This is a genomic window from Bacteroidota bacterium, from assembly GCA_030017895.1.
In the GTDB taxonomy this organism is placed as follows: Bacteria; Bacteroidota; Ignavibacteria; order UBA10030; family BY39; genus JASEGV01.
Window position 1 is genome coordinate 23,780 of sequence record JASEGV010000001.1, and the last position, 23,828, is coordinate 47,607.

A 23,828-nucleotide genomic window follows, 5' to 3' on the forward strand; every position below is an offset into this window, starting at 1 on the left:
TTTGACTTAATATAAAAAGATTAGTCAAGAAATGCTAACGGATTTTTTCCTTCTGGAAACGATACCCAATCCGCTTTTATATAAGGGGGGAATAGTAAACTTCAAACATGCATCTACATTTTTATTGCCGATGGGTTGGAGCAAACCTGTTTCATAAATCGCACGAACTGCGTTAGCTCCCGAAGGTGTTAAGCCGTTAAACATTGTGTAGAGTTCTTCCCTACTTATTAAGATTTTAGTAAGTCCTTTGAATTGATTGAAATGATTCTTTAGGTGGGGAAATTCTGCATAGAGGAAAGTATCGCATCTATATTTCGATACTTCTGAAAAAGCTTCTTTGATCGCTTTAACACTCAATATATTCTGAGATATTTGCTCAGATACTCCATCGTTGGTGTGAGTTGAAAGTAATTTGTTAATTTCTCTTTGTTTTATGACTGCTTGATTGCCTAAGTGAATAAATTCCCGCGGATACAACATGCCTAAACCATCTATCATGCGTTTCATTATCCATTTATGCCCATTTATATTTAAATTAAATATCAAATGAAATACTTTTTCCATCAGCTCATCATTGGCTGAAATAACTTTGACGACATCTAAATTTTCATTCAATATTTTTTCACAGTATGCTCTGACTACGCGATCATGGACAGCGCGGGCGACTAATAATTTTATGAGCAAATTATCAGCCCACTTCAATTCAACAGTAAGTGAAACGAGATGTGATTTATTTACAATTTGTAGTTCTTTAAAAATATCAGTCCGTAAAAATACTTTAAGATTTATATTCGAAAATCTGTTGCTATATACGATTAATAACTGAATTAGAGCAGTTATTGCCTTTTCTCTTCGTTCAAGATTATCTAAATATAACAGATCTATTTGGTCGGCTAAAATCCATGCGAGGCATTTTGTTTCTTTTAGAACTTTATCAACCAAATCGAGTAAGGAAACTATATTTAAGGCAGTTTTGCCTTTGTATGTTTTAGTTAGAATCCTCCCTTTTTCTGCTGTAGTGGTTGAAAAGTTTGTTTGATGCAGAAAAAGTAAATCTTTTATTTTTCTATTCATACGACCGATGTAATCGTCGTGCCGATATAAACCAATTTCAGAGAGGAGACTTATAATTGTGTTGTAATTAGATTTAAGAGAATCGGATTTACTTGAATTAACTCGCGACCGCATTCTCGGGCATGTAGCGATATGACCGGCAGTTTTCAAACCAAAATACAGTTGCCAAAAATATTTAAAGTCGTCGATTGTTTGGGGATTGATTTCTTGAATTTCAGAGTAACTAATATACTCGTCGCTGTGCAAGCCGTATGCGGGGATGCTATATATTTCCGTGAAAGAATTATGGAGCAGTGGAGTCAGCCGGTAAATGTCTTGCGAGAGCAGACGGAAAAAAGCGCTTTTACCCGAGCCTTTACCACCTAATAGCAATGTATGGCGTGGCTGTAAAGTCTGTTTGAATAAATCAGTCCCGATAAAGCAGTTAGCTAATTTATCGTCGGACTCGGCATCAACTTTTCCGAAGGATAAATTCGATAAAATCTGATTGGTATCCATTGGTTCAAATTCAATTTATCGGATTGTTTTTCGCAATCTCAATAAAGTCTCATTCATATCTTCTGAGATAAGCTTTGTATCTGCCAATACGGGCATAAAATTCGTGTCACCGTTCCAGCGTGGAACTATGTGAAAATGAATATGATCATCGATCCCCGCCCCTGCGCTCCTGCCCACATTAGAGCCGATATTAAAACTATCAGGCGTCATAATCTCGGTTAGCGAAGCCGTCATCCGTTTTAAGAGGTCGAAAATTTCCAATGATTCTTCATTCGAGAAAGAATCCAAATTTCCGATGTGTCTGAAAGGTACAACCATCAAATGACCGCTGTTGTATGGATACAAATTCATAATTACATAACAATGGATGCCACGTGTTACAATCAAATTTTTATCGTCGTCATTCTCTTGAAATGCTTTGCAGAGGATGCATTCTCCACTCGATTGCTCTGAAAACGATGCAACGTATTTTGACCGCCACGGAGAATACATCCTTTGCATAAAAAATATTATTCCTCTTCTTCGGTTTTACTCTTTTCGTAATCAGCAATTATTTTATCCATAATTTCTCGTGGCACTTCTTCATAGAACGAAAATTTTTGTTTATGGATACCCCGACCTTGAGTCATCGATCGGAGAGTTGTTGAATATCTGAAAAGTTCCTTCAATGGTACAAGTGCTTTTATAACTTGATTATGTGAAAGAGCCTCCATACCAAGAATTTTTCCTCTGCGGCTCGAAATATCGCCCATTACGTCGCCCATATAATCTTCGGGAACAGTTACTTCGATTTCATAAATTGGCTCTAACAAAATTGGTTTAGCTTCTTTGAAACCTTTTTTGAAACCCATCCGTCCTGCAATTTTAAATGAATGTTCATCAGAATCTACCGAGTGCGCCGAACCGTAGAACAGAGTAACTTTCACGTCAATAACTTTGCATCCGGCTACTACGCCACCCACCATTGCTTCTACGACACCTTTTTCAACAGCCGGTATGAAACGTCCTGGAACTACTCCGCCGACGATTGCATCTACAAATTCGAAACCTTCGCCTCTTGGTTTAGGTTCAATTTTAAGAAATACATGCCCAAATTGTCCACGTCCACCGCTCTGTTTTTTGTGCTTGTATTCCATTTCCTTACATACACCTTTAATAGTTTCACGATAAGGAAGTTTCGGTTCAACCAAGTCCACATCAACACCAAAACGGGCTTTTAATCTTTGTGCTATAATGGTTAAATGTAACTCTCCTTGTCCGCTTACAACTGTTTGCCGCAATTCGGGATCAACTTTAACAATAAAAGTTAAATCTTCAGCATGCAATGTATGCAATCCGTTCGCAACTTTATCTTCATCACCCTTCGCCTTCGAAACTATCGCCATGCTTATTACAGGTTCAGGAAATACAATGGCAGGAATCGTTATGGGTGCCGATTTACTGCTTAATGTGTTGTTAGTGTGAGTGTCTTTTAGCTTCACCGCAGTTCCAATATCGCCGGCGAATAATTTTCCCGTCTCCTTCCGTTCTCTACCGTTTAAAATATAAATCTGACTCAGCCTTTCAGATTTACCATTTGTTTGATTGATAAGATCGAGTCCGGAATATATTGAGCCCGAATAAGCCTTAAAGAAAGACATCTCCCCTAAATGCGATTCAGCTAAAGTTTTAAAAATAAACATTACCGGAGTTCCGCTCGAATCACATTTTAGATCTTGTGTATTTGAAGTCCCTGAAACTACCGCTACTTTAGAACCCATATCGACTGGATTGGGGCAGTAGTCAACTATAAAATCCAAGCTTGATGCGATTCCGATTAAATGCGTCCCCGCTGAACACAAGATCGGGAAAATTTTCCGCAGTCGAATAGCTGACTTTAAACCCGTAACGATTTCGGATTCAGTTAATGTACCGTTATCGAAAAAATTAGTTATAAGCGTTTCATCCGATTCGGCAATTTTTTCGATTAATTGAGTACGCAATTCTTGAGCTTTAGATAACAATTCAGAAGGGACATCCGATTCAGTATATTTTCCCTTTCCGTCGCGATTATATTTAAGAACTTTCATTCTAAGAACATCAACAATTTCTTCGAAGCCCAACCCCTGCCGAACGGGAAATTGGATTGGCATAACATCGTTACCGAATCTTTCTTTTGCTGCGTTTACAGTTTTTTCGAAATCTGCATTTTCGTTATCCAGTTTATTAATTAAAAATACGGCAGCGTTCTTGTATTCTTTTGTGTATTCCCATACTAATTCAGTACCTACCTCAACACCTTCAAATGCTTTCAAAAATATTAACGCAGTATCAGTTACAGAAAGAGCACATTTTACTTCTCCGGTAAAATCCGAATAACCGGGTGTATCTAAAATATTTATTTTGTTATTCTTCCATTCGCAATGCAGCATCGCTGTGCTGATTGAAATTTTTCGTTCGATTTCGTCAGGTTGGAAATCTGAAATTGTATTTGCATCTTCCACTTTGCCAATTCGGTTAGTAGCACCTGATGTATAAAGTAATGCTTCCGAAAACGAGGTCTTACCGGTATGTCCATGCCCGATTAAGGAAATATTTCGAATGTGTTCCGAGGTAAACTCCTTCATAACGCTTTATATTCTCCTATTGAAAAAATGATTTAAATTATTTTTAGTGATAATCAGCTTAATTTTTTAAACGTTCGATAAAAGCCCGGACTCCTTTTACAATAGCGCCAAAGAAAGAAACGGCATCAAGAACTGGTTCTTCTATTCTTCTTTGAATTTTTTGTTCAAAGGCAACTACATCGTCGGCAATTTTTTTAATAGAATTGATTGAATAGATTACTCCATCAATCTGCTTCTCGATGTTTTCGGTCACTTGATCTATCCTTTGGGCTGTTTTAGATAAGTTTTCAAATACAGGAGTGGCTTTTGAGGTGATAAGGTTGATATCCTTTTCGATATTGCAAAAGGAAGAAATGATTTTTTTTATCGCAAATATCAAATAAATAGATAATATTGATACGCATAAAAGAGCAATTATTTGAACAAAGGTTAATAAGGTTTCCACATCAATTTCTCCTTAAGTGTTCTTTATTATGAACGTTCTTTTTTATATGTTTCTACACCTGCGTGCACTGCTTCTTTAATTCGCTTCCCTTCATCGGTAGCTTTTTCACGAACTTGAGACACAATTTTTTCGGCATCGCCTAAAATCTCTTCAGCTTTTTTCTTTGCGTCGGTGATTATAGCTTCCGATTGTTTCTTTCCCTCTTTAATTAAAAACAATGCTTTTTCTTTTGCAATTTTCAGATACTCTTCAGCATCCTGTTTCAAATCGGTAGCTTTTTGTTTAATATCTTGTCTGAGTTCTTTGCCCGGTTTGGGGGCATAAAGCAGAGCGACGATTGCTCCGATAACACTACCGGCTAAAAAACCCATTAAAAAACCTTTTGCCATTTTGTTGTCTTCAGTTGCCATAACATCTCCTTTTATTATTAGTTTAAGGTGTTGTTAATTGTGTAGGAAATTACGAAGTTAATACCTAAAAAGCAAGAATAACTTAAACTGAAGTGAACAAATAATTTGTTTTTTAGCAAAATATGTAATATAATTAACAAAAATTATTAATAATACTACTTTTAATTATGTGGAAAACAACTGATGGCACAACCGGAAGACTAATTCAGCTTTGTCTGGGGTATTTTTTCTTTTATTTAATCTTTGGCACGACTGTTAAATATTTTACCGACTACCTGGTACAACAGATGAGTGACCCTGCTACATTTAAAGCGATGCAAGTCAGAATGAATATGGAATTCTTAGTTTACAGTACGATGGGTGGTAATTTAATTTGCCTATTTATTGTGTTAGTCTTTCGATGGTACAAACTAAAATCTAATTATTCAATTCAAGCAGCAGGTGTGAAATTCCCGGTCGAATTTTTATACATCGTACCATCGGGAATAATGACAGCAGTAATAATACCGACTACCACCTTAATGTTCACACTACCCATATCAATAATGGTGGCAATGGTTATAATGCGTGGCAGTATAATTGTAATTTCTCGATTAGTAGATGCCATACAGATTAAACAGAAAATTTTGAAAAGGAAGGTTTACATTCAGGAAGAAATTGCAGTTTTATTTGCAATATTAGCTGTGAGTGTTCATTTATTTTACGATCGTGGGAATTCAAGTTTTGATTTTATTACCTATACTCCAGCTATGATAATTTTAGGAAGCTATTTAGTGGCTTATTCAATTCGGCTTTATATAATGAATTATTATAAAAACACGAGGGGCAAAGGAGTACCTCAGGACAACAAGGGCTTTTTTGCTATCGAGCAAATTTCAGCCGGGATCACGGTGTTGATTGTCGGATTTATACTGTTTAACATCAGCGAGCCTGAGTCTTATCAGGTTAAACTTTTCCAAGAAGCACTGACGCAACCAACTTATCTTTGGGGATGGGAAATTATTGCAGGAACAGTGTTTGGTGTAGTTGCTTTCTTTTCAGTATTTTTATTTATGTTCAAAGGTCGAACCGCCACTTTCGCCGGTTTAGTAAACCGTTTAACTTCGTTAATTGCAGGGACTGGAGCAACTTTAGTTTTCTACTACATTTTTGGAGGTAAATTCCCGAAAAACTCCGATTGGATATCGTTAGGTTTTATACTCGTTGCAGTGGTTTTCTTAACAATCGCCGAGAAGAGGCGGACTGCTGAATTGAAAGCTGAACATGTGATATAACATAAAGGGTATAAAAAAACCGCTAAGGTGTTAATGTCTTAGCGGTTTTTTATTTTAAAAGATAATTCTTCTTATTTGTTCTTAATATTCCACAACTTCGAAGTAGCTCGTTCTAACTCGGCTCCGATTAATTTAGGATCGAGAGTTTTTTCGGGTTCATTCTGAAACACTGCGTAAGGAACCTTGACTCCTTTTACTTCAATGTAGTCCGGGTCATTTGCTTCCAACTTCTCCCAATCGTTCACCTTGTAATAAAATTCCATTTTTTCGTCCGGTAATGAATGGTGCAAAATCGAATGTTCAAGACCTTTCCGCGCTCTACGTTGGTTCTTTCGAACTGATTCTTCGTAAGAAACCTTAATATAAACCAACACGGCGTTCTTCAATATATTTTCATCTAAATAACTTAATGCTTCGTAGATTCCGTTTTCACCACCGCGGGCAAATTCTATTAATGTAGTCATGTTGTCATGATAATTCACATCGCGGGCTAATTTTTTCCGGTATTCTAAATTGATCCGCTCAATATATAAATTCCAAATAAAGTGTTCTTTGAACCAATATTTTTCATCAGTCCATAATCTCGGCTTCCCATGCTTTGTCAGAATATCATCGACTTCAAAGGTTTCCCAAACATAAACAAAATCATCTAACTCTTCAAAGTTAGCAATATGTAAACGATCCAAACGTTCATTCGCATTACTGTGTTTCAGATAGTCTATAACTTCCGACTTACCGGCAGCTGGTCTGCCTATAATTATCACAATTGGAAAATTATTTTTTTTCATAATTATATTTTGCCTTTCATCATTGTATTTTTATTTTTACTTAATTTCTTCAATTCTATTTTCGATTTTGGAATCTATTTCTTTTGTATTGAGGACTACTTTTCGAACTTCATCAAAAACTTTCATATTCAATTGAATTGCGTTATTAATTTCTAGACCGAGGTAGCGTTTTGCTTCACCTATGAAGTAATCACTGGCAGCAGCACTGTAGTTTCGATCATCTTCTATTGGTTTTCCTTGAATATCTAATTTTAGAAATTCGATATCGCCTTCTTTTTTTGTCCATTGGCATTTGATGCCTGAAAATTGGATGGGCGATTTTTCTTTGATGTAATATTTTACTATCGATTTTATTTGCTGTCCGCTAAGTTGGAAAGTTGTTAATATATTATAAAAAGGAAGCACTTCGAATAAATCTTTTTTGCTCATCTGCCCTGCGGGTAAATCTCTTCTAATGCCGTGGTTATTCATAAATGCAATATCAGTTTTTGCTGCAATCCGCTGTGCATCAACGATGAAATTCCCGATGCCGCTTTCGCCACTGCCCCGCTTCCAATCTGATTTTAATATTCCAATAATTTCGCTGTAATCTTTTTCTATCGTCGTTTCCATCGAATCGACCAGACTCGAAAGCTGATTCTTGGGTCTATCAGCACGAAACCAGAGTGGTATTAATTTGCCGTTGAAACTTGCTACTTTGTCTTTTTCAATAAATAATTCCAACTCGCCTAAATTTTCACCGTTGCCACCGGCTTGTGCAATTATTACATCGTTTATTAATTTGGGTTTAGTTAAGCGGGTGTGCGAATGCGCGCCTATTATTATATCCAATCCACGAACATTGATCGCTAAAACTGAATCGTCGAACACTCCTTGGTGAGTTAATGCAATAATCAAATCTGTTTTCGGATCAATTTCGTTTATATATTTTTGCAACGTTTCGATGGGCGAAAGAACACGAATGCCAACCAAATTGTTTTGGTTGACTAATCCGTATAAGTCCTGCGATATGATTCCGATAATTCCGATTTTAATACCGCCTTTATCAACTATGATGTAAGGTAAATTATTCAGATGATTCTTCCCCTCGTTATTTACCAAGTTTGCCGATACTGTCGGAAACTTTGCAATTTTAGTTAACTTAACAAAGTTGTCCTGTGAAATATCAAAATCATGATTACCCGGGCACCAAACTTCGTATCCTATCATGTTCATCATTTCGAAAAGTGCACCGCCTAATGCACCTTTGTATTTGTACTCAGTAATGGGGTTTCCAGTCATCACATCACCGGCATCCAACATCAATACATTTTTTATTTTTTTGATACTGTCGGCAACGAAATATAATTCCTTGAAACCGCCGATTTGGGGTTTCGGATTGTCTCGGATCCAAGCGGCTTCATGTGGAAGGAAGTTTGAATGAATATCGTTCGTATGAAGAATTGTTAAAGCTTTTGGTTGCGAACAAGAAGAATAGAAAAATATAGCCATCAATAACGATAGCATAAATAAATAAATTTTGATTTTATACATTTTATTAACCAGTATTTTTAGATATAGAAAAACCAATCTATAATCCAGATTGGTTTTCACGAATTAGTCATATTTAATATAGATCTGTGTTAACGAATCTTCTTCTTATGTCGATTCTTTCGCAAACGTTTTTTCCGTTTGTGAGTCGACATCTTATGACGCTTTCTTTTTTTACCACAGGGCATGTATTGTTCCTTTAAATTATAGTTTTAATTAATTAAATGTTGTTGTAAAATTTGTTTTGCTTTTTGAGCGACCGAAGATGTAGAATCAAGGGCTATACATTTGTTGAACCAAAAAGCGGCTTTTACAGAATTTCCATTCTGCCAATTTACGATGCCCAAATTAAAATGTCCCAAAACATGTTTGGGAGAATATTTTAGGGCTTCTTCCATTGTGCTTATTGCAGTTTCGAAATACTCTTTCTGTTTTAATGTATCCTCATAAGCCATCTGGTAATAGCTTACGCCGAGATCGATACGGGCATCAGCATTTTTCGAGTTTTGATCTAAATATTTAGTGTAAGTTTCGATAGATTTTAGAAGGTTACCGCTATCTTGATACAAATGTGCCAGATTCAACAATGATTCGATGTCTGATGGATTCTCTTTGATTGCTTTTTCAAGTCGGACAATTTCAGCCTTCATACTTTCCATCTGTGCAACGTCGTGCGAATGCTGTTCATCATCGTTATGAACGTGCCCTTCATGTTCAGCAGTATTTTCAGGTGTAGCAGGTTGACGCATAAGATATACGATTAATGCAACCGATGCTATTATTGCTGCTATCGCAAATAAATGTTTTGAATTTTTCATTGATTACTACTTTTAAGGTTCGGTACGACCCCAATTAGGTTGTGTTCTCTTTAAATTTTCATTCACATTTGTTTTCAATTCTTTTGAAACTTTAAAAAGTGGAACAAAATGTTCGTCGACCTGAACCTGTGCACCTGTTCGAGGATTGCGTGCCATTCTTCCTTTTCGCTTCTTCACTTTAAAACTTCCGAAGCCGCGAATTTCAATATTTTTGCCTTCTTTCAAGGCGTTAATTACTGTGGATATAAATCCATCTACTACAGCTTCAGTTTCGACCTTTGTTAGTCCGGTCGCAGAAGCAATTACATCAACAATATCTGCTTTAGTCAATTGTATCCTCCATAAGTTAATGTTACTTAGGGGTTAATTAATTTATATTGTAAAATTGGGTGTTTAAAAATTTCATCTTTTAGATTAAAGAAATCGCCAAGTTTTGTTTCACCCAAAAAACGACCAACAAATGTTTTTCTTTTAACTTCTTTTACTACTGCCGGTTCGCCTTTTATACCGGCTAATTCTGCTGCAATTTTCAGTGCGTCTTCATAAGTCCCGAGTGTATCAACAAGTTTCATTTCTAATGCCGCCTTACCGGTGAAAACCCGACCATCAGCATACTCGATTGCTTTATTTCTATCCAACTTTCGTTCGCTGCCGACTATATCAATAAATTGTGAATGCACATCGTCCATCAGATTTTGAAAATATTGTTTATCTTCTTTTGTCATTTCACGGAAAGGATTACCTGAATCCTTGTACTTCCCCGACTTAACCGTATTCATTTCTATTCCAAGTTTTTGAAACAACGGATCCATTCTGAGAAATTGTGAAATAACGCCGATGCTTCCTGTCAATGTCCCGGGATTTGCTACGATTAAGCTTGCACCACAAGCGACATAATATCCACCGCTTGCAGCAACCGAGCCCATCGACACAACAACCGGTTTACCCGATTCACGTGTCTGTTTTACTTCGTTGTAGATTTCATGACTGGCAACAACACCACCACCAGGCGAATCAACTCTGAATAATACAGCTTTGATTGATTTATCTTTTCGATACTTCTTAAATTGTTTTACAATTTTTTCTGATTCAACAATTACACCTTTTAATTCTATAAGTGCAATTTTTTCGCCTTTGCCGGAAACATATTCAATATCTTCTTCTTGTTCAACGAAAAAAGAAGAAATCAAAATAAATATTCCGGCACTTATAATTAACAACGCGGCAATAATACCGAAAAACCATTTTGAAGATTTTTTCATTCCTATAACCTATTGATTTTACATATAATTATACGAAATCTATGAATGAAAGTCAAACAACTGTAAGTTTTATTTTCCGTATCCTATTGTGTTTAACTTCGTCAACTTGAAACACAATACCCATATATTCCAATTTATCATTACGTTTTGGGACCTTACCCGCAAGATGAAGTACTAATCCTCCAACCGTCGTATATTCAGCATTTTCTTCAATAATCTTTATGTTTAATCTCTTTTCAACGTCTCTCATTAGAGCCGTTCCTTCAACGAGATAAGTTTTACTATCAATAATTTTAATTAGTTTAGATTCTGTGGTGATTAGTGAATCTCCCGAAATGCAATTTAGTATTTCTTGTAATGTAACCATCCCGACAGTTCCCCCATGTTCATCAACTACGATTGCCACATTAATTTTTGTGGTTTGAAATTCTTTCAGTAACTCGATTACATTTTTTGTTTCCGGGATATAAAGTGGCTTACGCACCAGCGGGAGTATATACTCCGTATCGAATTCGGGTATAGTTCGTTCAACTTTTAATATATCTTTTGAATAGATAACTCCCACTATATCATCTTTGCTGGATTTATACACTGGGATGTATAAGCTGTTTGCAATCCGGATTACCTCTTTTAGTTTATTAAGAGTGGTGTGAATATCTATAGAAACGACATTCATTCTCGGTACTAATATATCTTTTGCATTAAGAAAAGATAGCTCACCGATTCGGTGAAATAATTGTTTTATGGGTTCATCGATTTCACCTTGTTGATTCACAATCTCAGTTAGTTGTTTCAAGTCATCTTCAGTTATCACCCGATCTTTTTTTTGATAATTTAGAAATGATTTAATATGTTGCATCAGATATTCAAAGATTTTTGAAAAGGGGGAGAGGAAAAAAGTAAATAAGGAAATTGGGACTGCCGCAAACCTAGCATACTGTAGTGTATATTTTCTGGCAATTACTTTAGGAGTTATTTCTCCGAAAATTAAGATAACAAGCGTTACAAAAACAATTTCAATCAGAAGCGCAATTATTTTATCGGATTGGAAGTGTTGTATTATTTGGAGTGTTAAGATTGCTGCCACCACTGCAGCAGAAACATTCACTAAAGTATTACAAATCAAAATTGTGATAAGCAACTGCGAAGGGTTTTTTAGTAAATATATAAGGCGACGATTTATAAAATTCTGGGGAGCGATATTTACGATATCTTTATTTTTTAAAGAAAATAAAGCTACCTCGCTCCCCGAAAAAAAAGAGGATGCGATAATCAGCAGAAAGAATAGAATGCCGTATGTTAAAATTTCAAGAAACAAATATTATCAGAATGGCAGATCATCATCTTGCTGACTTGATAGAGGCGGCGTCACGCCCTCTTCCTTCGGTTCACCCGAGGAGGTTGAGGCCCCCTTTCCACCGCCAAGCATAATTAAGTTATCGGCATAAATTTCAGTAACATATTTCTTTTTTCCATCTTTATCATCATAATTGCGTGTTCGTATATTTCCTTCGATATATACCTTTTGTCCTTTTTTTAGCCATTCACCACAAACTTCAGCTAATTTATTCCACGCTATTATATTATGCCATTCGGTTCTTTCCTGCACTGCCCCTTCAGTATTTTTCCAGCTGTCTGTTGTAGCAATGGAAAATGAAGCAACAGCAGTTCCGTTTGCTGTGTATCGAAGTTCTGGATCTTTTCCAAGATTTCCGATGAGCATTACTTTATTTAAACTTTTTGATGCCATAGAATTTCTCTCAATTTGTTAATGTTATTTAGTTAAGAATAAATTTGTCGGACAGACCAATATCATTTTATTAGTTAATAAATGTAGATGATCTTGAAATATTTTCACATCGGCAATTCGATTAGCTGATGGCAATTGAAAATATTCCTCGATATTAATTTTGTTCAATTGTTCGCCCAATTGATTAATTATTACCAACTCGGTGTCAGTAACAATATAAATTTCTTTCTCGGATAAACAAAATGCACGTGCTGATTGGGGTACTTCTAATTGAAGTGCCCGTAATAGTGTACCCCAACTATCATAAATTGATATTTTATTGGTCTCTAAAACAAATAAATTGTCTTCTCTCGCTAAAGCAAGTTGAATGGGATGAGGAGCTAGCCGATAATCCCCGATTATCCTTACGTCTTTAACCTGAAGCCCGTCGAAGTTAATTTTCATAATATTTTTATTTTCAGAATCGTAAAAATATAGATTTGAAAACCTATCGACAGCTAAAATAGAAGGCCGCACAAAGCGAATATTAGTGGATTGAAAAGACTCGCCGGATAATGAACTGATAAATTCTAAGTTGCGATTAAATCTCTGGATGCGATTATTGTAATAATCCGAAACAAATATATTCAACCCATAAGAAGCATCAATTGCCACAGGTGTATCGAAATTTAACTGGCCCCAACCAATCCCTCCTATTTCTTTTTGAAATTGATTTTGTGAATTAAATTTCAAAAGTTTATGGTTTTCTTGATCAAGTATATAAGTATTACCTTCGTAATCCAAAGAAAATACTGACGATTCAGAAACCAATGAATCTATTTGAAAATATGAATAACTAGAATCCTGGATGTACGAAAATGGATACCAGATAGATAATAAAATAGAATAGAATATCATTTCTCTATATATGCAAAATATAAAAGGGTTGTTCTCCGAAAAGAACAACCCTACTACCTTAAGATACTATGTTAAAATCCTATCATCACAGAAAACCATTGATTACCGGAAAAGAAAGAAGTGGAACGATATGCGTAATCTACAGACATTTCAATTCCACCGACAGTATATCGAACACCGGCACCAAAAGTAGGTCCAAAAATATTTTCAAATTCTGAGGGAACACCTTGAGCATAAGCATAGCCACCTCTTATAAAAAATAAATTATTATAAGCATATTCAACACCAAAGCGATACTCATCATTTGAATAGTTATTGTTTATAAAAGTAGTGCTCATCTCTACTAAGTGTTCTGTCATTAGTGGATATTTGTATGCAAGACCTAATTCTAACGTTGTAGGCATACCGAATCCGGCAGTTCTAAGTCGCATTGGTTGAGTCGGATATCCGGGAGTCTGATTTGGGTCATCGACAAATCTGTCAAAATCTGAACCATCAAAACTAATTTCTGACCCCAAGTTTTTGAGTGCCACGCCGAAATTAAATCCTGTTTCACCAGCTTTGTATTGTAATCCAAGATCGAATGCAAAGGCTGTAGCGGATACACGGGTAATGGATTCATGAACCATCTTGATATTTGTTCCAAAATGAATTCTATCGGTCATTCTCCGAGAATAAGTTAAACCGATTGTTATAAATGTTGGAGAGTAAGTAATACCAGTTCCTTCGGGTCTATCAATTGTAGTTTCTTCGATTTTTCCAAAAGAGAGAGTTTTTAAACTAACACCGAGATGACCTAAATCTTCCATATTTGCAGCAACCGCTAAATAATTAACGCCGATATCTGCAATGTATGATAAATTCGAGAACATAACCTGAGCACTGAGATTGCTTCTCGATAAACCAGCCGGATTCCAGTGTATTGCATCTAACCCCTGGGCAGTGGCTAAGATCGATCCACTCATACCTACACCGGTTGACCCTACAGGAATTAGTAATTCGGTAGCTCCTGCAGTTCCACGCCGATTTGGTGAACCAGCAAAACTATCGATTGTGAATGTTATAAAAAGAGCTACAACTAATATTATGTTTAATAATTTCAATCTTTTCATGACTTTTTTCCTTATACTTTCATTTTAGAATGTGTCAAGTCGTTCTTCTTGTATGAATATGGCAAACTTCAACACCTTTTCACCGATTTTTACTTCCCTTCCATGCTCATCAAATCCGAAACCTTCGATGTGTGCGATATACATCCCGCTTGCTACAGGAATATTTGCATGATTTTTGAGGTCCCAGCGAGTAGAACTATTATCCATTTGGTCTTGGTAGTCGTGATTTACAACTGCTACCATATCGCCAGCTAAATTAAAAACTCTTATCTTAGCTCTGGGTGGAAGATTGGTAAAGGTTACATAACTATCGAATGGATCAGCCTGCAATTGATGCGAGGCATAGTACGGATTTGGGACAATTTTAATTTTACGCATCTCATCGCGTTGTTTTGCGATCTCTGAAATTCCTACTTTAGGGGGTTTGACTTCAAATTCAAAAACTTTATTTGTATTCAATGCATAATTGGGCCTGATGGCTATAACATCTCCATCAGCAAAATTTGATTGCGAAGTTAGCTTGCGCATTCCTACTACATACATTAAAGGTAAATTTCCGAACTCTCTCCCCTTATAATCAACATTTGGTTTTGTGTACTCTGGCTTGGCAGAATCAGAATAAGTGGAACGGAAAACCAAAATTATTTCATCACCGTCTCCGTGATTTTCAGTCGTAAATGGGGAAGGATCCCATCTAGCATCAATTTTGCCTCTGTATACATAAACAATGCTATCTCTTCCATAAATATCTTTCCTGAGAACACGCATAGAGTCATTTCTTTCGACAATAGCTACATCCAATTGTCGTGGTTTTCCATCTCCATAAATCGAGTCAATTTCCCAAACAGTAAAGGGTACAACATAACCACTGTCCTGAATCCCCATTCTAAATTTCTGGTAATCTTGATATAAATAACCAAAACCTGTTGAGTCTACTAAATAAGGATTGAATTCTGGATGAATGGGACCTCTTATCGGTCTTAACTCAAAACCGTTAACATATCTATACGCTTTTTGTGTATTTGTTTTTGAAAAACGAATTTCGACCCGTCTTAAACTATCAGGTCGTAAGTTTGAAGTTAAATTAGTATATTTACCAGTTGTTGGAAAAGTTACTACACCAGTTCGTGGTGCTATTACTCGTGGTGTTACTGAGATAAACATTGCAGAAAGTGAATCGTCCATTGCCCTTCCTCTTACACCATAAAACCATCGTTTTCCTTTATAAGAAAAACCCGAGGGAGATTGATACATTCTACGAACTCCAATCGGAAGTTGCTGAACAACTGGCATAACGTTAGACACCGTCGGATAGTTACCGCCACCACTAAAGTCAGTATAATTTGCAATTACTGTATCAATGACTTCATTATTAGAATTCAATTCGAGTAACGACCATGAAGATACATCTAATGTATTGGCTGGATTACCTCCCCTGAATGTTATACGATACTTCTTATTTTCAGTGCGCCACGGATCAACAACTTTTACTTGAACCGCATCGTCATAATTTATAGCTGAGTTCCACTTATTATGTGGCACAATTGAACCATGATCATTACCACTCGGGAATTCAGTTCCTAGAACCGGATTTTTTGGAATAATTGTAATTACTTTTTTCGGTGATTCTAATAAAATCAAACCGCTTAGGTCTTTAAGTCTTGCCGTATCCGTAACGTTATAACTTGTATCCCTTGCTGAGGCAGTAATAATGAAATGATATGGTCTGCCCGGTACAAACGGTTTAGAAGTGATTTTGTCCTCTTTCAAAACAAGACGGTCAATAATACCTTCAAAATCCCCTTCCCAAATAATGGCAAGCACGGGGTCGGACACACCCGGGAATGTAACGAAATCTTTCAGTTCCGATGAATCGCCTTTTACATAGTATGTTCCGAGTTTTTCAGTACGTGCATTAGGTCTTAAAAGAGGATCATTAGTTTGATAAATAGTAAATGAATTAAATTTCCAGGTAGTATTAAAAAACTTCTCATCATAGTTTATAAAATTTTGGGATTTTTTATCTTTATCCCACGATAGAATAATTTTTCCATCAACATAGCTATGTTCAACCTGGGGGCTTGGTGGAGCTGGAGGTAATTTGAAATTATTGTTGAATAAAGTTTGGGACATATCAGCATAGGTACGTAAGACCTTGATACTATTTAAGTTATTCGAACCTCTGGCGACAATTACACCGATTACGACTTGTTGTGTATCACCCGGCATAATTGTAAATGGACCAGCAGGCATCGTGAATCTAACGTCAGATGGTTCCAGTAAGCTTGAATAGAGACAGCCTGTGTTCGCAACAGGATCTCCTGCGAACATAAAATAAGTTGTATCGCCGTTACATACCCATCGTCTTCCGGATCGAGTTAGACCTTGCATAACATTGTACGATTGCAAAAATAACCACGGATCGTACCAATCAGGATTCGTGCATCCCCCTTGTGTAGGGTTACAATAGAAATTAAAACCACTTAAATTCAAATTTTTATAACCTGGTATCAAATTCCCCGACCATTTAGCAGTATCAGTTAACACACCAGTTTTAAAACGAGGTCCTTGAAAATATTTATATCCTACAGCCGGAGGAGCAGTTCCATAAACGGGATCAGTATTAGTACCATTATAGACAAAACCTAAATTCCGTTTTTCATTTGTTTTAGGATTGAAGATTGTTGTATCGACGCCAGAAGCATCATCAAAAGCATCTCCTAAATCCGGATCAGACCATACTACTAAATAAGCAGAATCCCATGGAGAGCTACTTTTATTAATAACTTCAAAACGCATAAATTGCATTTGACCGAAGGGGCCTGCACGATTATAAGCCCAAGATGTTTGTCGGATTTCAGCACCTAAAGGTAGACTTCGTCCCCAAATCCAACTATGATAAGCTTCTTCAGCATCATTGTAAACTGCGAACATCAACACATCCGGATAAACTATGTCGTTTCCCCAAATTAATGCTGGTTTATCTACGTTTGGATTATATATACCATCTTTGTCAACATCGTGAAAAGGAGCCCCATCTTGAGCAGGCCATTCCGCATAATCAGCATTCGTGTGAGGAGAATCTTCGTTAGGCCGCACTTGATAATATCGATATTTGGAGCGGGTAAAATCGTCCGCGACACCATCTGGTAAAATTATACCAGGACGAAACTCGGAACCAAAATGACCGACTGTAGCAACCCTGATATCCTTTTTTGTTGTGTCATCTGGGTTAACTACTCTGGCTCCAATCCACATTGATGAAGAAAAAATAGCGTGAACTTTACTCCCTTTAGGCCACTCAAAACCAGGACCAGTAGTTTTATGGTCGCTATAAAACTCACCATCATTTCGAAACCAAGCATTAATGGTATTAATATCCATAGCTTTCCTGTCGATAATCATTGGCTTGTGTGGTCCTAGAGCAGCTTTTCTGGAAGATTCGATATCTAATGAATACCCCGTTGAGAGTGACAAAGTGAATAGGAACACCAATAAAAATTTTATTTTCATATTAATAAACTCCTTAAAAATTTTGATTAAAATTCTAAAATAAGTCCGAATCTGACTTGTCGAGGTGCACCTACATAGCCCGGTTGCATCTCGAACATATTATATATTCCAGTAAAAACAGGAACTTCATCAGCTCTATCTTGTTCTATCATTCTCCGGATTGTTGCGTTGAATTCCGGCGTTTGAGTATATCCAGTTTGATCAGGTTGACCTGAACCAGCCCATACGCTAGCAATATTTTTTCTGTCCAGCAAATTCAAAATTAATATATAAGTATTCAACCTCATATTGGAAATAGGTAATTCGAATGTTTTATCAATCCGGTAATCGAACCTAAAATTCCAGCCACTGTAATTAGCGTTAATTGTTGATTGAGGCTTTATTCGTGAGTCGGTTGGCGGAATACTTGGATCATTTAGTGTATAGGGCCTACCGCTGTTACTTCTGAATAAGAAATTCATACCGAGTTGACTTAAAAATACATTATCAGTTTTCCCGAAGCGGTAATCTAACGTAGCGGCGATTGTGTGACGCTGATCGAAATCGAGTGGCGATTCAAATTTTGGAGCCCTTGCATTCAACCAAAGAATTATGCCTAACGTACCTGGATCGGAACCTGTACCTGTTGCATACGACAAAGTATAGTTTACAGAAGCAGCTAAATTATTCCAACGTCTTGAATCAAATGTGAGGTCAAATCCACGGACCGTGGAGTAATCGCCATTTTGAAGAGTTGAGAAGGTCGTATTGTTCCAACGTGATTCGATGAAACCTAATTGAATAAGACCAGTAATTTCTTTGTAGTATGCTGTAACATTTAAGCTTGCTACCTCCCCTAATTGCTGACGAATACCTAATTCGTATTGAGTAGTTTTTTGAGGACGTAATCTCGGATTATTTATTGAAAAATAGCCGGGTGCTAAATACCATTCGCGTAACCTATCAGAACTCATGTAAAGGTTCGAAAGTGGGGGCATCTGTGCGAATGTCCCATATTGAGCAAAAAATACCATCCTTTCAGAGACGGGAAATGAAAAACCTAAACGTGGGCTGAATATCAGAAATGGCTTTGATTCTTCAAAACTGTCGTCTTCAATTTTGTTTGGATTTCCCCAACCGTCTGTCGGAACTGGTTTGTTTGGAAATAATCGCTTAAAGTTTTCTGGCGACCCATATTGTGTAGTATTTTTACTATTAGCGACATCGTATAAATCTTTTAATACATCAGTGTTAGAGTCCCAATAATCAAATCTGAGTCCGGCGTTTACTATGAAATCTTGGTACTCCATTTTATCTTGTAAATACAGAGCACTGAAAACAGGTTCTTTGGGACCTTCACTCCGTTCACTCTTTTTATATCCGTCATAATTTACTTCCCGACCGAAATAATCATAACCATAAGTATTAATATAACGTGAGGCGTATTCTTTTAGGACGTAAGATTTTTGAGCTGGAGTTAATTTATCGTACCATCCATTCCGTAATGTATCAATTATACCAGGACGAAGTAACGCTAAACTAAGAGGTCCTATTGCATAAGCACGCAATTGATGGATTTTATATTCTCCACCTAATTTAATTTCGTGTTCACCCAATTGATGTGTTATGTTTGCATTAAATTGCCAAAATGTTGTTTTATTAAATCCATATCCATTATATACCCGACCTGGATAAGCAAATATTCCTAAATATGTATCCATCGGAATTCTTGATGCTCTCAACTTGCTGGAATCTACCCCGGGAGGAAAGTAATTGAAGAAGAGGGGATTTTTTGCAGGATCCCCATAATCGAATACTCTATCTTCATGGACAGGATCCATGTAATCAAAATAAGTATAGAAATAACTTCCCTGAGCTTCGAAAAATGTTTTTGGTTGCGGTGCCCAGGTAACTCGCATAGTGTATTGGTCGTTAACTGAATTTGTCATCGGATTGTGGAACGCATTCATCAATGTGTAACTGAAAACTCTTGAACGTGCCCATGTTCTTGATGAGATTCCGCCTAAGTTAATTCGGAAATCACCTAAATTAGCAGTTAATTTTTCGTTCCAAGCAAGACGGAGCGAAGCACCATCGGGCATTTGCCCAGGGCGGGCTAAATTCCAATTCGGTTGATCTAATAATAATTCTTTAGCTCGTTGATCAATTTGTTCACTCGGCAATTTGGGTAGTCTTTGAAGATCTTCTTGAATATAATTTACTGTTACTGCCTTAAATTTTGGCCAAATACTATTAGAAAGCTCTCTTAGTCTTTCAGAGTTGTAACTTGGATTTGCATCCCTGTTGAATGTATATTCAAAAGAACCAAAGAATTGTAAAATATTTTTATTTGAAGGAATAACCGGACCGCCGAATGCTAAATTATATAATTGGTATCCATTATTCCTCCACCCTTTTACTCCATCCCCCAAAAATCCATCTGTTACATATTCGAAACTACCAAAATAATTTGGTTTACCAGATTTAGTAGAGACGTTAACAATACCACTCATCACGTTTCCGTATTCGGCACTGTATCCGCCAGTCATAACTATCATTTCTTGTATTGCTCTTTGGCTGACAAAAGCAGATGAACCGCCTGTTAATGGATTATTCGTCCAAACACCATCTACAATATAACCAGTTTCTTCTGAACGACCGCCGCGTATATTAAGTTCGCCGCCTCTTTCACCCTGCACGACACCTGCCGTAGTGGCTGCCATTTCTCGGATACCACGAACCGGCATTAATTGAATTTGCTCTGAGGTTACTACTCGGATAGTTCCGGTCTGGTCTTTGGGTATTATGGGACGCTCGGCTGAAATCACGACTTCCTTTAGTTCTACAGCTTCGGAACTCATCTCTATGTTTTGAGTTGTCGTGAAGCTCACCATCGCTTTTAGGTTTTTTACCGTAACCTCTCGGTATCCTACGTATCGCACAATTAAATTGTAAGTACCGACAGGAACATTTAACATTAAGTAATTTCCATCTAGATCGGTAACAGTTCCAATCGTTGTGCCTTCGAGCATTACGTTAACACCGATGAGAGCTTCGCGCGATTCTTTATCGATAATTTTACCATTTAACTTACCTGTTGTTTGAGCAAAGCTTATGGATACAACTATAAAGATCAAAATAAAAAGAAATAGTAACTTTTTAATAATCATAACTCCTCCTAATATAGGATAAATTTAACATTTTAATTTTTTCTGAAATTTAATTTATAAGGGATAACAATAGATCGGCATAGGTATTTACTAATAACCGATATAAACAACAATAAATTATAGTTTAATGCAAAAATTCTAACTGAATATAAGGAATATCCCAATGTTTGTCAAGTAATCATTGATTATATTTTGAAAATTATAAACACAGCAGAAGAAACAGAAAAGGTGCCTTTTTTCAATCCGGATTCACCTTTAAAACGAGATCAGATTCGCTAATAACTTATAAGCCCCCTCCTGTATATTCAATAATTGGTATTGTATTGCCATATTTACATACATAATCGTTCCTTTTTCATACTTTTTGGTTACTAGAAGTGGTGTTTTATTGATTGATGATATTATCGGAAATTCTATTTCTTTTGTTGAAGTAATACTTACTTCATTTGATGTTCGAGTGTATATCCAATTTTCGAAATCCTCATCGGTTATTTTATTAGGGATATTTAATATTCTATGGTTTGAATCTCTTTCGACAGATGAGTGTTCATCAAAACTGAACGACCGGGTTAATTTTATATCTCGTAATAAAAACGATGAATCCCAAAAACTTTTATCCTGAGATAACACAATGAGTTTTCCTCCGGCAGCTACAAAAGTCTCAATATTATTTAAAAAAGATTTCGAATTATCTGTTAGATTTATATTTCTATCAATAATTATTACATCTAATTTATTTGCATAGGTTTGTAATAAATTCATGTCTTTGAGTTCTATAAATTTTACATTAAGTCTTTGTAATGTTAATTTAGTTATCGAATTCGTCTGCGAAGAAATCAGTCCAACTTTTTTCGTGCGATCAACAGAAACATCATATCTGCGTGCAACAAAATTAGCTACAGGTTCCTCACCGATTTTTAATTTCAAGAGGTTGTCGCCAATCTGAATCCCCCGTTTAAAAAATAAATTCAATGTATCTAAATACTCTGCCCCCTTATAACTAAGCTTTACATTTATAGTATCGGAACTTACTAATGCGGCATCGGATACTGTAACATAGTCTGCTATTCCATCTCTCGTATGATTCGTTAGTCGAAAGACAAATTTTTCATTATCTCCGTTAGCTAACGAAGCAAATACAACTGGGGTTAATATCTCGACAGTAAAGCGAGGTGAATAATCGAAATATATCATCTGCTTATAAACAAAATTTTCTTCCTTAACATTTGCGGATTGAATAACAAAAAAATAAAACTGATTTTTGAGATAGGTTTTATCTAAATTATAAATTTCGTAAGGATAACTATACACAAGATTTGCAGGAGATAAAATGCGATACTCCTCCCCTAACATTAAAGGGTGCCTCTTTTCAGTACTTTCGTTGATAACCCAATCCTCATCACCGCCAGGGAAGAATAGTTCTGTAGTCCCATTTTTAGATAAACCAGATATAGAGTCTACCCGCAAGATAGTTAATTGGCGGTTTGTTAAAATTGTTTCGCTGATTGTATAATATAGTTTTACACCTAATAATGAATTCCTAATTTTATCTAAATTTATTTTCCAATTCAAGAATATTTTGTATTCGGCTTGAGATAAATTCATCCTGTATGATAACTGCGTATTTACAGAATCCGATAATTTTGATAAATATTTTAATATGTCAATATTTTTGTTATTTTCTTTTACATATTTTTGGTTTTTCAATACCGACACTGCTAATAAGTCAATATCCTTCTTAATATTCTTCAGCTTGTTCGTATCATAACTTGGTAGATCGGCAATTATATTATTCAGTTTTTTAGTCTTTGAAGGAAATATTAAAGAGTAACTTGGGACACTCCGGCTCTTTAATTTTTCTAATTGTAGTGAAATTGAGTTGTAATGTTTCATTGCATCTTCACCAATTTTGCGATACGATTTTTTGTGCCTTGTATCTTTTGTATCGACAGGAATTTTGATTCCTTTTCTTGATGGGTCATCATAATAAAAACGTGATACTTTCCAATCCCCAACATCAATTATCACTTCTTTAATGGTTTTTACGAGTATATTCAAGGAAAGATTTTTACTTTCGAAATACCAATCTCGGGACAATAGGATTACGTCGGGTTTAAAAGTTGATATTAGTTTATATAGTCTATTTTTTAAAGAGTCTTCATTCCAAAGCGAATATATTTTTTCATCATTTGAAGCTGAAATTATTTCGGGAAACGAGAGATAGTAAGTTTCTCCTTTCAGCGATGATATTGCGGTAAAGCTTTCATGTTTTAATTTAGCGGCAATCTGGTGAGGATAATAATAGCTCGAATCGGCTTCAGTGCATTCACCGTTAGTGATATAGGCGCTCATTATTTTTGCTCCTTGCCCAAACCGATAATATGCAAGTGCTGAGAAATCTTCGTATCCCGGTTTTAAAGAAATATTTAGCACATTTAAACCCGATTTTATATCGATGCAGCTTTGATATAATTCATCGTCTGGTTTATTATTCGGAAAGACAGAACCGCTTGCCAAGATATTAGCAATTAGAAGTAAAACAAAAATTGATACACTATTCGACATACTATTATTTTCGAAGATTATAATTTATAAATAACTGAAGTTACGCAGGATTGACTTTTTGTCATGTTGAGCGAAGCGAAACATCTAAAAATAGCCTGAATTTGAGGTTTCAGATTCTTCACTTCGTTCAGAATGAC

General features: G+C 36.1%; 18 protein-coding genes. 1 reads left to right on the forward strand and 17 read right to left on the reverse strand.

Annotation, left to right across the window (positions count from 1 at the left end):
* Window positions 1–24 precede the first annotated feature (24 nt).
* Genes QME58_00120 through QME58_00140 form a run of 5 tightly spaced genes read right to left on the reverse strand, consistent with a single transcriptional unit; the run spans window position 25 to window position 5,033 of the window.
* Window positions 25–1,572 carry a hypothetical protein gene (locus QME58_00120; protein MDI6802239.1) on the reverse strand — a complete coding sequence of 516 codons (1,548 nt, stop codon included), beginning with the start codon at window positions 1,570–1,572 and terminating at the stop codon, window positions 25–27.
* Between the two features lie 15 nt (window positions 1,573–1,587).
* Window positions 1,588–2,073, reverse strand: a complete 486-nt coding sequence (locus QME58_00125) for an HIT domain-containing protein (GenBank protein MDI6802240.1) — start codon at window positions 2,071–2,073, stop codon at window positions 1,588–1,590.
* Between the two features lie 8 nt (window positions 2,074–2,081).
* On the reverse strand, window positions 2,082–4,178 hold the full coding sequence (locus tag QME58_00130; protein ID MDI6802241.1) for an elongation factor G: 2,097 nt from the start codon (window positions 4,176–4,178) through the stop codon (window positions 2,082–2,084).
* A gap of 58 nt (window positions 4,179–4,236) precedes the next feature.
* Window positions 4,237–4,623, reverse strand: coding sequence for a hypothetical protein (locus QME58_00135; protein MDI6802242.1), 387 nt, complete (start codon window positions 4,621–4,623; stop codon window positions 4,237–4,239).
* Between the two features lie 26 nt (window positions 4,624–4,649).
* Window positions 4,650–5,033, reverse strand: a complete 384-nt coding sequence (locus tag QME58_00140; GenBank protein MDI6802243.1) for a YtxH domain-containing protein — start codon at window positions 5,031–5,033, stop codon at window positions 4,650–4,652.
* A 167-nt stretch (window positions 5,034–5,200) separates the two neighbouring features.
* On the opposite strand from QME58_00140, the gene QME58_00145 reads away from it, so the two are divergent.
* On the forward strand, window positions 5,201–6,307 hold the full coding sequence (locus QME58_00145) for a hypothetical protein (GenBank protein ID MDI6802244.1): 1,107 nt from the start codon (window positions 5,201–5,203) through the stop codon (window positions 6,305–6,307).
* Between the two features lie 71 nt (window positions 6,308–6,378).
* Here the strand turns inward: QME58_00145 and QME58_00150 are convergent, their stop codons facing one another.
* The 12 genes from QME58_00150 to QME58_00205 all read right to left on the reverse strand — a co-directional run bounded on the left by QME58_00150 (window position 6,379) and on the right by QME58_00205 (window position 23,691).
* Window positions 6,379–7,095, reverse strand: a complete 717-nt coding sequence (locus tag QME58_00150; protein MDI6802245.1) for a hypothetical protein — start codon at window positions 7,093–7,095, stop codon at window positions 6,379–6,381.
* 36 nt (window positions 7,096–7,131) lie between these two features.
* Entirely contained in the window at window positions 7,132–8,628 is a 1,497-nt protein-coding gene (locus QME58_00155) for a bifunctional UDP-sugar hydrolase/5'-nucleotidase (protein ID MDI6802246.1), read from the reverse strand.
* Window positions 8,629–8,837: 209 nt separating this feature from the next.
* Window positions 8,838–9,443 carry a tetratricopeptide repeat protein gene (locus tag QME58_00160; GenBank protein ID MDI6802247.1) on the reverse strand — a complete coding sequence of 202 codons (606 nt, stop codon included), beginning with the start codon at window positions 9,441–9,443 and terminating at the stop codon, window positions 8,838–8,840.
* 12 nt (window positions 9,444–9,455) lie between these two features.
* On the reverse strand, window positions 9,456–9,773 hold the full coding sequence (locus tag QME58_00165) for an HU family DNA-binding protein (GenBank protein ID MDI6802248.1): 318 nt from the start codon (window positions 9,771–9,773) through the stop codon (window positions 9,456–9,458).
* Window positions 9,774–9,799: 26 nt separating this feature from the next.
* On the reverse strand, window positions 9,800–10,705 hold the full coding sequence (sppA, locus tag QME58_00170) for a signal peptide peptidase SppA (GenBank protein ID MDI6802249.1): 906 nt from the start codon (window positions 10,703–10,705) through the stop codon (window positions 9,800–9,802).
* Window positions 10,706–10,757: 52 nt separating this feature from the next.
* Entirely contained in the window at window positions 10,758–12,023 is a 1,266-nt protein-coding gene (locus tag QME58_00175) for a hemolysin family protein (GenBank protein ID MDI6802250.1), read from the reverse strand.
* Window positions 12,024–12,029: 6 nt separating this feature from the next.
* Window positions 12,030–12,455, reverse strand: a complete 426-nt coding sequence (locus tag QME58_00180; protein ID MDI6802251.1) for a single-stranded DNA-binding protein — start codon at window positions 12,453–12,455, stop codon at window positions 12,030–12,032.
* Between the two features lie 24 nt (window positions 12,456–12,479).
* The gene (locus QME58_00185) at window positions 12,480–13,352 is read right to left on the reverse strand and encodes an NHL repeat-containing protein (protein MDI6802252.1); all 873 of its coding nucleotides are present in this window, start codon (window positions 13,350–13,352) and stop codon (window positions 12,480–12,482) included.
* A 71-nt stretch (window positions 13,353–13,423) separates the two neighbouring features.
* Window positions 13,424–14,464, reverse strand: coding sequence for a PorV/PorQ family protein (locus tag QME58_00190; protein ID MDI6802253.1), 1,041 nt, complete (start codon window positions 14,462–14,464; stop codon window positions 13,424–13,426).
* Window positions 14,465–14,488: 24 nt separating this feature from the next.
* Window positions 14,489–17,977, reverse strand: a complete 3,489-nt coding sequence (locus QME58_00195; GenBank protein MDI6802254.1) for a hypothetical protein — start codon at window positions 17,975–17,977, stop codon at window positions 14,489–14,491.
* Window positions 17,978–18,003: 26 nt separating this feature from the next.
* Window positions 18,004–21,126: a TonB-dependent receptor gene (locus QME58_00200; protein ID MDI6802255.1), complete on the reverse strand. Its 3,123-nt coding sequence runs from the start codon at window positions 21,124–21,126 to the stop codon at window positions 18,004–18,006.
* A gap of 255 nt (window positions 21,127–21,381) precedes the next feature.
* The gene (locus QME58_00205) at window positions 21,382–23,691 is read right to left on the reverse strand and encodes a hypothetical protein (GenBank protein MDI6802256.1); all 2,310 of its coding nucleotides are present in this window, start codon (window positions 23,689–23,691) and stop codon (window positions 21,382–21,384) included.
* Window positions 23,692–23,828 lie beyond the last annotated feature (137 nt).

Excerpts from the sequence above, each read along its gene's own strand:
- QME58_00120 (MDI6802239.1), bottom strand. The coding sequence starts at position 1,572 with ATGGATACCAATCAGATTTTATCGAATTTATCCTTCGGAAAAGTTGAT.
- QME58_00125 (MDI6802240.1), bottom strand. The coding sequence starts at position 2,073 with ATGCAAAGGATGTATTCTCCGTGGCGGTCAAAATACGTTGCATCGTTT.
- QME58_00130 (MDI6802241.1), bottom strand. The coding sequence starts at position 4,178 with ATGAAGGAGTTTACCTCGGAACACATTCGAAATATTTCCTTAATCGGG.
- QME58_00140 (MDI6802243.1), bottom strand. The coding sequence starts at position 5,033 with ATGGCAACTGAAGACAACAAAATGGCAAAAGGTTTTTTAATGGGTTTT.
- QME58_00145 (MDI6802244.1), top strand. The coding sequence starts at position 5,201 with ATGTGGAAAACAACTGATGGCACAACCGGAAGACTAATTCAGCTTTGT.
- QME58_00150 (MDI6802245.1), bottom strand. The coding sequence starts at position 7,095 with ATGAAAAAAAATAATTTTCCAATTGTGATAATTATAGGCAGACCAGCT.
- QME58_00155 (MDI6802246.1), bottom strand. The coding sequence starts at position 8,628 with ATGTATAAAATCAAAATTTATTTATTTATGCTATCGTTATTGATGGCT.
- QME58_00160 (MDI6802247.1), bottom strand. The coding sequence starts at position 9,443 with ATGAAAAATTCAAAACATTTATTTGCGATAGCAGCAATAATAGCATCG.
- sppA (MDI6802249.1), bottom strand. The coding sequence starts at position 10,705 with ATGAAAAAATCTTCAAAATGGTTTTTCGGTATTATTGCCGCGTTGTTA.
- QME58_00180 (MDI6802251.1), bottom strand. The coding sequence starts at position 12,455 with ATGGCATCAAAAAGTTTAAATAAAGTAATGCTCATCGGAAATCTTGGA.
- QME58_00185 (MDI6802252.1), bottom strand. The coding sequence starts at position 13,352 with ATGATATTCTATTCTATTTTATTATCTATCTGGTATCCATTTTCGTAC.
- QME58_00190 (MDI6802253.1), bottom strand. The coding sequence starts at position 14,464 with ATGAAAAGATTGAAATTATTAAACATAATATTAGTTGTAGCTCTTTTT.
- QME58_00195 (MDI6802254.1), bottom strand. The coding sequence starts at position 17,977 with ATGAAAATAAAATTTTTATTGGTGTTCCTATTCACTTTGTCACTCTCA.
- QME58_00200 (MDI6802255.1), bottom strand. The coding sequence starts at position 21,126 with ATGATTATTAAAAAGTTACTATTTCTTTTTATTTTGATCTTTATAGTT.
- QME58_00205 (MDI6802256.1), bottom strand. The coding sequence starts at position 23,691 with ATGTCGAATAGTGTATCAATTTTTGTTTTACTTCTAATTGCTAATATC.